Below are 12427 nucleotides of genomic sequence, written 5' to 3'. Positions count from 1 at the left end.
CAAGTATAGCTTTAGTTTTAAGCTGTATATTAATTTGATTACTGTTCCTGAGAAATGACAGAGACACAAGAAGTTAAATTTTCGGATGCGGCCATGGCCGAAATTCAGCGCTACATCAGCCACTACCCGGAAGGCCGCCAGAAATCAGCGTTATTGCCTGTGCTGCACATTGCGCAGGCAGAGTTTGGTGGCTGGGTAAGCCCGGAGGTAATGGATAAAGTTGCCGAAATACTGCAGATACAGCCCATTGAGGTGTACGAGGTTGCTACTTTCTATACCATGTTCAACCTAAAACCGGTTGGCAAGCATGTACTGGAAGTATGCCGCACCGGCCCTTGCTGCCTGCGTGGTGCCGACGAGATGATCGAGATGCTGAAACAAAAGCTGAACATCGAAGAAGGCGAAACAACTGCCGATGGTATGTTTACTTTAAAACCCGTAGAATGCCTTGCTTCCTGCGGAACAGGCCCGATGCTGCAGGTGCGCGAAGTATACTACGAGAACCTCGACAGCGAGCAGCGCGTGGATGAGTTCCTGCAAATGATGCGCTCCAAAGAGCACGAAATACCAACCTGGGCCAAGTAATTTCTGACAAAAGACTGTTTAACAAAAGACTTTCTTGATTTAATTTTTTCTTTTGTCCTTTGTCTAAACATCCTTTGTCATATTAAACTATCAAGCAATATATCCTGCTACAATGGGACTTAAAATATTAACCGAACATATAAACGTACCTGGCATCGAAACGCTGGAAGTATATCGGAAGCATGGCGGCTACAAATCTGTAGAGAAAGCCCTGAAAACGATGACGCCGGATGAGGTGGTGGAAGAAGTAAAAACATCAGGTCTGCGTGGCCGTGGTGGCGCAGGCTTCCCGACAGGTATGAAGTGGAGTTTCCTGGCTAAGCCTGAAGGTGTGCCCCGTTACCTTGTTTGCAACGCAGATGAGTCGGAGCCCGGCACGTTCAAAGACCGCTGGTTTATGGAGAAAAACCCGCATGCGTTGGTAGAAGGCATGATTACTTCGAGCTATGCATTGGGTGCCCATACTTCTTATATCTACATCAGAGGCGAGTTATTATTTATACTTCGCATCCTGGAGAAAGCAATTGCAGAAGCGTATGCAGCCGGCTTGCTGGGTAAAAACATACTGGGTTCTGGTTACGACCTGGACCTGCATGTGGCACCAGGTGGTGGCGCTTATATCTGCGGCGAAGAAACTGCTTTGTTAGAGTCTTTAGAAGGCAAGCGTGGCAACCCACGTAACAAGCCGCCATTTCCGGCAGTGAAAGGCCTTTTCGCCTCTCCTACGGTGGTAAATAACGTAGAAACCATTGCTTCTGTGCCTTGGATAGTGAACAACACCGGCGCTGAATATGCTAAAGTTGGTATCGGTCGCAGCACAGGTACTAAACTGATCTCAGCAAGCGGTAACATCAACAAACCGGGCGTGTACGAGATCGAACTGGGTGTTCCGGTTGAAGAATTTATTTATTCGGATGAATACTGCGGTGGCATCTGGAAAGGAAAACAACTGAAGGCTGTAGTGCCGGGTGGTTCTTCTGTTCCGATTTTGCCAGCTAACCTTATACTTAAAACAGCAACCGGTGAAGATCGCCTGATGTCTTACGAATCATTATCGGATGGCGGTTTTGTAACAGGCTCCATGCTGGGATCCGGTGCCTTTATCGTGTTTGATGAAGACCAGTGCATTGTGCGCAACACCTGGAACTATGCCCGCTTCTATCATCATGAGTCGTGTGGCCAGTGCAGCCCTTGCCGCGAAGGCACCGGCTGGATGGAAAAGGTATTGCACCGCATTGAGTATGGCCACGGTCATCAGCAGGATATTGATCTGTTGGTAAGTGTAGCCAAGCAAATTGAAGGAAACACCATTTGCCCGCTGGGCGATGCTGCTGCCTGGCCGGTTGCTGCTGCGATCCGTCACTTCCGTGATGAATTTGAGTGGCACATCAAGCATCCGCAGGAAGCAACAGCACCGGGAGCAGTTTACAGAGGCCAGTTAGCAACAATAGAAGCATAGCAGTAAACTCCTACCCTGACTTTGGCAAAGGATTTATAATTTTAAAAGCAAGCAAAGCATACGAAGAAACATGCACTGGATTTTACTGATCATTGCGGGGTTATTTGAAGTAGGGTTTGCTTCCTGTTTAGGTAAAGCCAAAGAAGCAACAGGCATTACCGCTACTTACTGGTATGTTGGCTTCCTGGTTTGCCTTTCGATAAGTATGATCTTGCTGGTAAAAGCAACGCAGGTATTGCCCATCGGAACAGCTTATGCAGTCTGGACAGGAATTGGTGCGGTAGGGACAGTACTAATGGGTATCTTTGTGTTTAAGGAACCTGCTGAGTTCTGGAGACTTTTTTTCATTACAACACTTATTGCTTCTATAGTAGGCTTAAAAGCGGTTTCTAATTAGGGGATTCTTAACGAAACCTGTTCTGCTATCAGAGCATAATAAAGTAACATTTAAAGTTCGTAGTTCTGCTCTCAGAAGAAAAGGACGACGAAAAACGAACAAATAAAAAATGGCTAAAATAACATTTGACGGCATCGAGGTTGAAGTAGAAGATGGAACTACAATCCTGCAGGCTGCGAGAAAAATCGGAGGCAATGTGGTGCCCCCTGCCATGTGTTTTTATACTCCTCTAAAAGGAAGTGGTGGTAAGTGCCGCGTTTGCCTTGTAAAAGTATCACAGGGTTCTGCTAAAGATCCGCGTCCTATGCCTAAACTGGTTGCTTCGTGCATTACGCCGGTTCAGGATGGCATGGTAGTGGAAAACACGACAAACGAAGATGTACTGAATGCCCGCAAAAGTATAGTAGAGATGCTGCTGATAAACCACCCGCTGGATTGCCCAATCTGCGACCAGGCTGGTGAGTGTAGCTTACAGGATCTTTCGTATGAGCATGGCGTTAGTGCCACACGTTACGAGGAAGAGCGCCGCAGCTTTAACAAAGTTGATCTGGGCCCATATATCCAGCTGCACATGACGCGCTGCATACTTTGCTACCGTTGCGTGTACACCGCCGACCAGATTACACCGGAACGTGTGCATGGTGTATTAGGCCGTGGCGATGCTGCTGAAATCGGTACGTATATCGAAAATGTGGTAGCAAACGATTTCTCCGGAAACGTGATCGATGTGTGCCCGGTAGGCGCTTTAACAGATAAAACATGGCGCTTCAAAAACCGCGTTTGGTTTACGAAGCCCTTGGATGCGCACCGAGATTGCCCTACCTGTTCCGGTAAAGTAACGTTATGGGCTCGCGGTGAAACGGTTTTACGCGTTACGGCCCGCAAAGACCAGTACAATGAAGTAGAAGAGTTTATCTGTAACACCTGCCGCTTCGATAAAAAAGAAGTGAGCGACTGGACAATAGAAGGCCCACGTCATATCGAGCGTTCATCTGTTATCTCGGCTAACCACTACGAACTACCGGTTATCAATGTACCGATCGTGCCGAATTTACCAGTTTCTACTAAGAAAAATCTGCCACAAGAATAAGTCATGGAGTCAGTAGACCTAATTTACAAAGCAATTTACATTCTGGTTATATTTGGTATCACGCTGCTGATCGCCACTTACTCTACTTATTTTGAGCGTAAAATTGCTGCTTTTATTCAGGATAGAGTTGGTCCGAACCGTGCAGGCCCGGCCGGACTATTACAACCTCTGGCCGATGCCGGTAAATTGTTCTTCAAAGAAGATTTTATACCTGCAAAGTCAAATAAAGCCCTGTTCATTTTAGGTCCGGGTATTGCCATGCTGGTAGCAACCATGTCCAGCGCTGTTATCCCGTTCGGTGATATGCTGATGGTGGATGGCCGCGAAATATGGCTGCAAGCGATAGAAGTAAACATCGGGGTACTCTATGTATTTGGTGTTGTTTCATTAGGCGTTTATGGTTTGATGATCGGTGGATGGGCTTCTAACAACAAATTCTCGCTTTTAGGTGCTATCCGTGCGGCATCCCAGAACATCAGTTACGAATTGGCTATGGGTCTTTCCCTGATCGCCGTGCTGATGATGACTGGCTCGCTTTCCTTAAGAGAGATTGCAGAGCAGCAGGCGGGCTTTAACTGGAACATCTGGTACCAGCCACTTGGGTTTGTCATCTTCCTGATATGCGCCTTTGCTGAAACAAACCGTACCCCATTCGACTTGCCTGAATCTGAAGCAGAACTGATTGGTGGTTACCACACAGAGTATGGCTCTATGAAACTGGGTATGTACCTGTTTGCAGAGTACATCAACATTTTTGTAGCTTCTGCGGTAATGGCAACGTTATACTTTGGTGCCTATAACTTCCCGTTCATGGAGAACCTGAGGGCTGCCATAAGTGATCCGGTAGTAGCCAACAATGTGGTAACGCTGGTAGGCGTAGCTGCCATGTTCGCCAAAATATTTCTGTTCATTTTCTTCTTTATGTGGGTGCGCTGGACGTTGCCACGTTTCCGTTACGATCAGCTGATGAAACTGGGCTGGAACATTCTGATTCCGTTGGCTATTCTGAACATCTTACTGACAGGTGGCGGAATAATGCTTAAAGACTATTTATTTTAAATTATAGTAACGAAATTTGAATGTTGCTTCGGCCATGCCTGTTAAGGAAGTTAAGTTGAAGTAATTCATAATCGATAAGAGATGGAACCACTATCCAATAGAAGTAAGAAAGTAGCACAGAAAGACATGACATTCACAGAAAGAATGTACCTGCCTGCTGTTGTGCAAGGTCTTACAATAACACTGAAACACTTTTTTAAGAAAAAGGCAACCATACAATATCCGGAGCAAACGCGTGAGCGCAGCTCGGTGTGGCGTGGTCTGCACGTATTAAAGCGCGACGAGCAGGGTGCAGAACGTTGTACAGCTTGTGGTCTTTGTGCGGTAGCCTGCCCGGCCGAAGCCATTACCATGACAGCCGGAGAGCGCAAAAAAGGTGAAGAAGGATTATACCGCGAGGAAAAGTATGCAGTTACGTATGAAGTAAACATGCTGCGTTGCATCTTCTGCGGATTATGCGAAGAAGCCTGTCCGAAAGCTGCTATTTTCCTGCAAGACGACAAAATTGCACCTGCACGTTTTGAGCGCGATGAATTTATCTATGGCAAAGACCGTTTGGTAGAGCCATTAAAAACAACTGAAACTAAATAATCCCATGACGGAGAATCTGTTTTACTTTGTAGCTTCCCTGACATTGCTGTGTGCTTTGATGGTTGTGATATCAAAGAACCCGGTACACAGTGTGCTATTCCTGATCATTACGTTCTTTACCATTTCAGGACATTACATCTTACTGAATGCGCAGTTCCTGGCGGCGGTAAACATCATTGTGTACGCCGGTGCCATTATGGTATTGTTCCTGTTTGTGATCATGTTCCTGAACGTGAGTAAGAACGCTGAAAACGAAGCGAAAAGCTCATTTCTAACAAAGCTGGCAGGCACAATTGCGGGAGGTATGCTCTTTGTGGTTATGATTGCTGCTTTAAAAGATGTGTCTCTGGCTGGTGCTAACCTGGATACCTATAATTCGCAGGTAGGTATGGTGGAGAACCTGGGGTTAGTGCTCTTTACAGATTACCTGCTGCCATTTGAGTTATCAGCAGTCCTGTTTTTAGTAGCTATGGTTGGAGCCGTAATGTTAGGGAAAAAAGAAGCCGGAGAGCAACACTTTTAATCTGAAGAACATACTTACAAGTATAAGCCGAAGCCTGAACACTTCGGCTTATTTTTTGCCTCAAAGTATGGGAGCAACATTCAATTACTGTATCCCACTCAAAGTAACTTCCAAAAGATCAGAGCCGCCTTTATCATCATCCGAAACGATAATAGCTCTGAAAGTTCCCAAAGAATCAGCCTGGCTAACTACCAAGGATTCTACTTTGCCGGCATACTTTTTACCATCAGCCAGATCCAGTTGCACTACCGGAATGGTCACCGGGAAGCCTTTATTTTCCTGCAACTCCAGCAACGGAATGTAACCTACAAAGCTGCCATGTACTTCTCCATCTGCTATCGCATCTGGCGTTCCCTCAATAGTAGCGGTAAAGAATAAATTATCCTGTAGCAGGTAAGCGCCTGAGAAAGACGCCTGGTATGGCCCAAGCTTGGGCAACTGGAAATGGAAAACGGAAGCGATAGGCATAGCCGTACTCCCGGTTATATAATTCAGGAATTCCTCCCGCTTAAACCTTAAAAGTATACTTTGCTCCTGCCCGAAAGAGCGCTGCAATAAATAAGCGTGTGTATCATTTATAGCCAACCCTTCCAGGTTCAGTTGATCGGCGCCGTTGCGGGCAAGCACCTGTTTCAGGAAAGTATAAAAATCGCTGACATCTACTTTTTTATACTTTTTAGGGTTATCAGCCTGCACCAGGTACGCTACATTACGCGTAGCCGCAGAGCCGGAGCCTAACATTAAAAGATACGTTGTATCGCTGCGCGTGAATTGCGCCATACTTTCCAGATCTGGTTTAGTAGCTGATGGAATGCGTCCGCTTGCAAAAGAAACGGTATCCATGAAGGCAAATTTACCGGCAGGCTTAAAGTTGGCATCCAGCAAGTATAAAAACGGTGCATCATCCCCGATCACATAATAACCCGTACCAGCCTTCTCGATTCCGGAGGCTGATGGCATGTTGGCAAAAGGAATTGTTTGGGTGACGCTCGCCTGCATTTGCAGAGGCTTTTCCGACTCCTGGGGCACAGTTTTTTTCTGGCAGGCGGTTCCGAAAAAGATGAAAGAAGCAAGTATAACGAAGTATAAATAACGGGTCATAATGGTTTTTAAAGTATAACGGTAGCAAGTATACGTTTGCGCCGAAGTATAAATACCAACCTTTAGCCGGCAGCAAAGCTTTAAAACTGCTACGAGATTAAAAACTAAAAGTATAAACAAACATAGTTGGCCTTTGCTTGCAGCTCATACTTGCTGCTATATCAGGCTGCTTTACCTGTTGCGGCTACCTATAAAGTAATAAAAGGCCTTTAAGTTAAATCTATCAGATGTTAAGCGGCAATAAGAATAGAAATATGTTAGGGTTTTTTAAAAAATGCGGATAACTTTGCGACTTAAATTGGATTGTAATTAAACCGTACTACGTTCAGTCCCCAGCAAATGAACCAGATACCTGAGGTTATCAGAACCATTCCGTTAGAATACTATTTATTTTTCAGCACGGCCCTTTTTTGTATCGGCGTGATCGGTGTACTTACCAGACGCAATGCCATCGTTATTTTTATGTGTATTGAGCTGATGCTGAACTCAGTAAACTTATTGCTCACAGCTTTTTCAGCGTATAACAGCGATCCGAACGGACAGGTTTTCGTGTTCTTTATCATGGCTGTTGCCGCCGCTGAAGTATGCGTTGGTCTGGCCATTATCGTGATGACATACCGTAACATACGCTCTACCGATGTGCAATTGCTTAACTACCTGAAATGGTAGTGGTTCTTCTCTAACCCTGAATTCTAAATCCAACATAAATGCAAGAGATAGTAATGCCCAGCAATAACGAGGACATGGCACTGCTCTGTTTGCTCATTCCGTTGTTGCCACTGCTTGGCTTTATCCTGAACGGACTCGGCAACCGCAAAATAGCCAAAGGCCTTGTCGGGTTAATTGGTAGCGCTACGGTGCTGGCCTCTTTCCTGATCACTGTTTACCTTTTCCTGGATTTTACAGCCAACGGCAGTAAACCCTATGTAGTAGACTTTTACAGCTGGATCTCGGTAGGCACGCTGCAGATCGGGTTCTCTTTCCTGATCGATCAGTTAACCTTGCTGATGATGCTGATGGTTACCGGTATCGGTTTCCTGATCCACGTTTACTCAGCCGGCTACATGAGCCACGACGAAAACTATGGCAAATTCTTCGCTTTCATTAACCTGTTCATGTTCTCGATGCTCCTGTTAGTAATGGGCTCTAACTACGTGATGATGTTTGTTGGCTGGGAAGGCGTAGGACTTTGCTCGTACCTGCTCATCGGTTTCTGGAACAAGAACACAAACTATAATAATGCCGCCAAGAAAGCTTTCATCATGAACCGCATCGGGGATTTGGGCTTTCTGTTAGGCATTTTCCTGATCTTCATTACATTCGGCAGTGTAAGTTACCCGCAGGTTTTTGCTGAAGCTGCCCGTTATACTTCCATCGATTCACCGGTGATGATCGCGATTACCCTGCTCCTGTTTATCGGTGCTATGGGTAAAAGTGCGCAGTTGCCTTTATTTACCTGGTTACCTGATGCGATGGCCGGTCCAACGCCTGTTTCGGCCCTGATACACGCGGCAACCATGGTAACAGCAGGTATTTACATGGTACTTCGCTCGAATGTGCTTTACGTATTGGCTCCTACTACTTTGGATGTGATAGCTTATGTAGGTCTGGCAACGGCACTTGTAGCTGCTACCATTGGCCTTGCTCAGAATGATATCAAAAAAGTATTGGCTTACTCTACTGTTTCGCAGCTGGGGTATATGTTCCTGGCACTGGGCGTGATGGCCTTTTCATCTTCCATCTTCCACGTTTTAACGCACGCTTTCTTTAAAGCTTTATTGTTCTTAGGAGCTGGTTCTGTGATACACGCCATGAGCAACGAGCAGGATATCCGCAACATGGGTGGCCTTCGCAAGTATGTTCCGGTTACGTTCCTTACCTTCCTGATCGGTACGCTGGCTATTTCAGGTATACCGCCGTTTGCCGGTTTCTTCTCGAAAGATGAGTTGCTGGCGCATGTATACGAGCATGACAAGATCATGTGGGCGTTTGGTGTACTGACTTCCTTCATGACGGCTTTCTACATGTTCCGCTTGTTATTCCTGACCTTCTTCGGAGAGTTCAGAGGTACCGAATCGCAGCGCAGCCACCTGCACGAGTCGCCTGCCTCCATGACGATCCCGCTTATTGTGCTGGCTATACTTTCTACGATCGGTGGTTTCTTAGGGATTCCGGCCGTGTTTGGAGCAACGCATTACCTCGGCGATTTCCTGGCTCCTATCTATGATTTCGCAAGACTTGCCAACGGCGCTGCCATCGAACCCCTACACTTAGACCATGCGACAGAATATATGCTGATGGCTATTTCGGTTGGTGTAGCCATTGTAGCGATCATCATTGCCTATGTAATGTATGTGAGCAAAAGCACGCGCCCAGCTCCGGAAGGTGCCAGACTATCGCCTGTTCATAACCTCATTTACAACAAATACTACATCGACGAACTGTACAACACGATCATTGTTCGCCCGCTGATGTGGCTTTCCGGTGCGTTCTTCCGGTTTATTGATCTGCTAGTCGTAGATGGTATTGTGAATGGCGTGGGCAAAGTAGTCATGCTGAGTGGCCGCACGCTGCGTTATGCACAAAGCGGTGCGATTGGATTTTACATCCTTATAATGGTGTTCAGCATCGCCCTGATCTTATTTTTAAACTTCTTTATCGGTTAAGGTTCTTAGAAAATGATAACAGCTCTATTACTTTTCTGGCCTGCCTTAGCTGCACTGCTGGTGCTGCTCATAAAAGGGCAGGGTGCCAAGAAAGTGGCCTTTATTGCGGCGCTTGTTGAATTTGCGCTTGCTCTGTTCGCTACCTCTCAGTTTGATTCTACGGATGGTGCCATGCAACTGTCGCTCAACATGCCTTGGGTAGAAAGTGCCGGCATTAGTTTCAGTATCGGAATGGATGGCATCAGTTTGCTGATGGTCCTTCTGACAACATTCCTGGTTCCGTTGATCATACTCTCCGCGTTTAAGCACGATTATAAAAACCCGCATATTTTTTATGCGCTGGTGCTGTTTATGCAAACTGGTTTGATCGGGGTTTTCGTATCGCTGGATGCTTTCCTGTTCTACTTCTTCTGGGAAGTTGCCTTGATTCCGATCTACTTTATTGCCGCCATCTGGGGAGGTGAGAATCGTATAAAAGTAACATTCAAGTTTTTTGTATATACCATCTTCGGCTCGCTGTTTATGCTGGCTGCATTTGTATACTTATACTTCCAGACAGGTGCAACAGGCGCTTCTGCTCACTCTTCGGATGTGCAGGCGTTCTACCAACTGGCTCTTGATTCTGACACGCAGAGCTGGGTTTTCTGGTTCCTGTTCATTGCCTTTGCTATTAAAATGCCAGTGTTCCCGTTCCATACCTGGCAACCGGATACCTATACAGAGTCTCCTGCGCAGGCTACCATGCTTCTTTCAGGCATCATGCTGAAAATGGGTATTTATGGTGTGCTGCGCTGGTTATTACCGGTTGTACCGATGGGCGTAAGCCAGTGGGATGAACTGGTGCTTGTACTTTCCATTATCGGTATTGTGTACGCTTCTATCATCGCCATTCGTCAGCGCGATTTAAAGCGTCTGATTGCTTATTCTTCTATCGCACACGTTGGCCTGATCGCGGCAGGTATCTTCACCCTGAACGAGCAAGGCTTGCAAGGCGGCATTATCCAGATGCTGAGCCACGGTATTAACGTTACAGGTCTTTTCTTCATCATCGACATTATCCAGCGCCAAACCAACACAAGAGAAATTTCCAGCCTGGGCGGTATCACGCAAAATGCCAAAGGCCTTTCTATTTTCTTTATGATCCTGCTGATGGGCTCTATCGCGCTGCCGCTTACAAACGGTTTCATTGGCGAGTTCCTGTTGCTGATGGGCGTTTACCAGTACAATGCCTGGTTTGGTGCCGTTGCCGGTCTTACCATTATACTTGGTGCGGTATACATGCTGCGTATGTTCCAGGGTGTGATGTTCGGCAATAAATCAGAGCACACCGAGGCTTTCCGCGACCTGAGCGCAAGCGAACTGGCTGTGCTTATCCCATTGGTGATCATGGTGTTCTGGATCGGTTTGTTCCCTAATACATTCCTGAGCATCTCAGAGCCTGCTGTCAATAACCTGCTGAGTATCATTAAGCGATAAGCGGCCTTATAAAATTTATCTAAAAGGAAATAAGACGACATGACCTCGATTATACTTCTATCCCTTTTTGGCATCGTCAACCTCTTTCTGGGCTTCCTGAAGTCGAAGCGGATCATGCTGCCTATTGTACTGCTGTTTCTAATAGTAGTATTTGGCGTTAACCTGCTTAGCTGGAACAATACCCAGAGTTACTTCAGCAACATGCTTACCGTGGATAATTTCTCGGTGGCTTTTACCGGCATCATGGTGCTAACCACGCTCCTGCTGTTACCGTTCTCGCAAAGCTACATCGAAGCAAAAGACGAAAACCTGGCCGAGTATTACTCTCTGCTGCTTTTCTCGCTGGTAGGTGCCATTATGATGGTAAGCTTCGAGAATATCATCACGCTCTTTATCGGTATCGAGATTCTTTCCATTGCGATGTACGTACTGGCTGGCAGCGATAAAAAAAGCCTGCGCTCAAACGAAGCCGCTCTGAAATATTTTTTGATGGGATCCTTCTTTACAGGTATACTTCTCTTCGGGATCGTTCTTGTATATGGCGCAACCGGTACGTTTAACATCACAGAGATCGGCGCGGCACAAGCGGCAACAGACGGCCTGATGAGCAACATGTTTACGCTGGGGCTTTTAATGATGATCATCGGTATTTCCTTTAAAATATCGGCAGCGCCATTCCATTTCTGGACGCCGGACGTTTACGAAGGTACACCAACGCTTTTCACGTCGTTTATGTCTACGGTGGTAAAAACAGCTGGTGTGGCTGCTTTTTACAAACTGATGTTTGCCGCTTTTGCTGCTTCTTACGCTACCTGGTTCCCGACACTAATCGCAATTACGGTATTAACCCTGGTAGTTGGTAACATTGGTGCAGCCGTACAGAAAAGCGCGAAACGTATGCTGGCTTACTCCAGTATTTCGCATGCCGGTTACCTGCTGATGTCGCTGATCGCTTTTAATGAGCGTTCTGAGGCTTCGATCTTCTTTTACTCACTTGCTTATTCTGCGGCAACGGTAGCAGCGTTTGGCGTACTGCAATACGTAGAGAACAACCGTGGCGGCAAAAACTTTGAGCACTTTAACGGGCTCGCCAAAACAAACCCGCTGCTGGCTTTCGTGATGACCGTTTCCATGTTATCCTTGGCTGGTATTCCGCTTACAGCCGGTTTCTTTGGTAAATTCTTCGTATTTGCATCCGTGCTGGAAGATACAAACCTGATGTGGCTGGTGGTAATAGCTGTTATTCTGGCAGCTGTAGGTATTTACTATTACTTTAAAGTAGTTATTGCCATGTACATGCAGCCAGCTGTTTCAGACGAGAAAATTGAGGTAAGCAGCTCTGCTTCTTTCATGCTGATCTTTATTACAGTGCTTACCATACTTCTAGGTATAGCCCCGGCACTGGTTAGCGATATACTATAAGTAAACCCAATTATAAATAAGAAAGGCTGCCTTCATCAGGCAGCCTTTCTTATTTATA

The 12427-nt window shown here is 46.2% G+C and carries 12 protein-coding genes; 11 read left to right on the top strand and 1 reads right to left on the bottom strand.

The features are described 5' to 3' along the window. Positions 1-54: 54 nt before the first annotated feature. The 7 genes from DP923_RS09950 (at position 55) to DP923_RS09920 (ending at position 5704) form a co-directional block, all read left to right on the top strand. Positions 55-585 (top strand): NADH-quinone oxidoreductase subunit NuoE family protein, encoded by a 531-nt coding sequence (locus DP923_RS09950; protein ID WP_112305718.1) that lies wholly within the window; start codon positions 55-57, stop codon positions 583-585. Positions 586-697: 112 nt separating this feature from the next. Beyond that, the gene (gene nuoF / locus DP923_RS09945; protein WP_112305717.1) at positions 698-2044 is read left to right on the top strand and encodes an NADH-quinone oxidoreductase subunit NuoF; all 1347 of its coding nucleotides are present in this window, start codon (positions 698-700) and stop codon (positions 2042-2044) included. 70 nt (positions 2045-2114) lie between these two features. Further along, positions 2115-2441, top strand: coding sequence for a DMT family transporter (locus DP923_RS09940; protein WP_112305716.1), 327 nt, complete (start codon positions 2115-2117; stop codon positions 2439-2441). A 109-nt stretch (positions 2442-2550) separates the two neighbouring features. Then, a complete protein-coding gene (locus tag DP923_RS09935) occupies positions 2551-3531 on the top strand; it encodes a 2Fe-2S iron-sulfur cluster-binding protein (protein WP_112305715.1) in 981 nt (326 codons plus the stop codon). A gap of 3 nt (positions 3532-3534) precedes the next feature. Continuing rightward, positions 3535-4590 carry an NADH-quinone oxidoreductase subunit NuoH gene (gene nuoH, locus DP923_RS09930; protein ID WP_112305714.1) on the top strand — a complete coding sequence of 352 codons (1056 nt, stop codon included), beginning with the start codon at positions 3535-3537 and terminating at the stop codon, positions 4588-4590. 81 nt (positions 4591-4671) lie between these two features. Further along, complete coding sequence (locus DP923_RS09925; RefSeq protein WP_112305713.1) at positions 4672-5181, top strand: NuoI/complex I 23 kDa subunit family protein; 510 nt, start codon at positions 4672-4674, stop codon at positions 5179-5181. A 4-nt stretch (positions 5182-5185) separates the two neighbouring features. Further along, positions 5186-5704 carry an NADH-quinone oxidoreductase subunit J family protein gene (locus DP923_RS09920; RefSeq protein ID WP_112305712.1) on the top strand — a complete coding sequence of 173 codons (519 nt, stop codon included), beginning with the start codon at positions 5186-5188 and terminating at the stop codon, positions 5702-5704. A gap of 84 nt (positions 5705-5788) precedes the next feature. Here DP923_RS09920 and DP923_RS09915 read toward each other — a convergent pair whose 3' ends face one another. After that, positions 5789-6805, bottom strand: a complete 1017-nt coding sequence (locus DP923_RS09915) for a DUF6929 family protein (protein ID WP_112305711.1) — start codon at positions 6803-6805, stop codon at positions 5789-5791. A 339-nt stretch (positions 6806-7144) separates the two neighbouring features. On the opposite strand from DP923_RS09915, the gene nuoK reads away from it, so the two are divergent. From nuoK to DP923_RS09895, 4 genes are read left to right on the top strand one after another with little or no spacing between them, the layout of a single operon-like run. Further along, positions 7145-7474, top strand: coding sequence for an NADH-quinone oxidoreductase subunit NuoK (gene nuoK, locus DP923_RS09910; RefSeq protein WP_112305710.1), 330 nt, complete (start codon positions 7145-7147; stop codon positions 7472-7474). Positions 7475-7512: 38 nt separating this feature from the next. After that, positions 7513-9471, top strand: a complete 1959-nt coding sequence (gene nuoL, locus DP923_RS09905) for an NADH-quinone oxidoreductase subunit L (RefSeq protein WP_112305709.1) — start codon at positions 7513-7515, stop codon at positions 9469-9471. A gap of 12 nt (positions 9472-9483) precedes the next feature. Next, positions 9484-10947 carry a complex I subunit 4 family protein gene (locus DP923_RS09900; RefSeq protein WP_112305708.1) on the top strand — a complete coding sequence of 488 codons (1464 nt, stop codon included), beginning with the start codon at positions 9484-9486 and terminating at the stop codon, positions 10945-10947. A 39-nt stretch (positions 10948-10986) separates the two neighbouring features. Next, positions 10987-12369 (top strand): NADH-quinone oxidoreductase subunit N, encoded by a 1383-nt coding sequence (locus DP923_RS09895; RefSeq protein ID WP_112305707.1) that lies wholly within the window; start codon positions 10987-10989, stop codon positions 12367-12369. Positions 12370-12427 lie beyond the last annotated feature (58 nt).

It is taken from the genome of Pontibacter arcticus, assembly GCF_003284895.1.
Lineage (GTDB): Bacteria > Bacteroidota > Bacteroidia > Cytophagales > Hymenobacteraceae > Pontibacter > Pontibacter arcticus.
Note: the sequence above shows the minus strand (reverse complement) of the source record. Positions and strands in the feature narration are given on the sequence as shown.

Excerpts from the sequence above, each read along its gene's own strand:
- DP923_RS09950 (WP_112305718.1), top strand. The coding sequence starts at position 55 with ATGACAGAGACACAAGAAGTTAAATTTTCGGATGCGGCCATGGCCGAA.
- nuoF (WP_112305717.1), top strand. The coding sequence starts at position 698 with ATGGGACTTAAAATATTAACCGAACATATAAACGTACCTGGCATCGAA.
- DP923_RS09940 (WP_112305716.1), top strand. The coding sequence starts at position 2,115 with ATGCACTGGATTTTACTGATCATTGCGGGGTTATTTGAAGTAGGGTTT.
- DP923_RS09935 (WP_112305715.1), top strand. The coding sequence starts at position 2,551 with ATGGCTAAAATAACATTTGACGGCATCGAGGTTGAAGTAGAAGATGGA.
- nuoH (WP_112305714.1), top strand. The coding sequence starts at position 3,535 with ATGGAGTCAGTAGACCTAATTTACAAAGCAATTTACATTCTGGTTATA.
- DP923_RS09925 (WP_112305713.1), top strand. The coding sequence starts at position 4,672 with ATGGAACCACTATCCAATAGAAGTAAGAAAGTAGCACAGAAAGACATG.
- DP923_RS09920 (WP_112305712.1), top strand. The coding sequence starts at position 5,186 with ATGACGGAGAATCTGTTTTACTTTGTAGCTTCCCTGACATTGCTGTGT.
- DP923_RS09915 (WP_112305711.1), bottom strand. The coding sequence starts at position 6,805 with ATGACCCGTTATTTATACTTCGTTATACTTGCTTCTTTCATCTTTTTC.
- nuoK (WP_112305710.1), top strand. The coding sequence starts at position 7,145 with ATGAACCAGATACCTGAGGTTATCAGAACCATTCCGTTAGAATACTAT.
- nuoL (WP_112305709.1), top strand. The coding sequence starts at position 7,513 with ATGCAAGAGATAGTAATGCCCAGCAATAACGAGGACATGGCACTGCTC.
- DP923_RS09900 (WP_112305708.1), top strand. The coding sequence starts at position 9,484 with ATGATAACAGCTCTATTACTTTTCTGGCCTGCCTTAGCTGCACTGCTG.
- DP923_RS09895 (WP_112305707.1), top strand. The coding sequence starts at position 10,987 with ATGACCTCGATTATACTTCTATCCCTTTTTGGCATCGTCAACCTCTTT.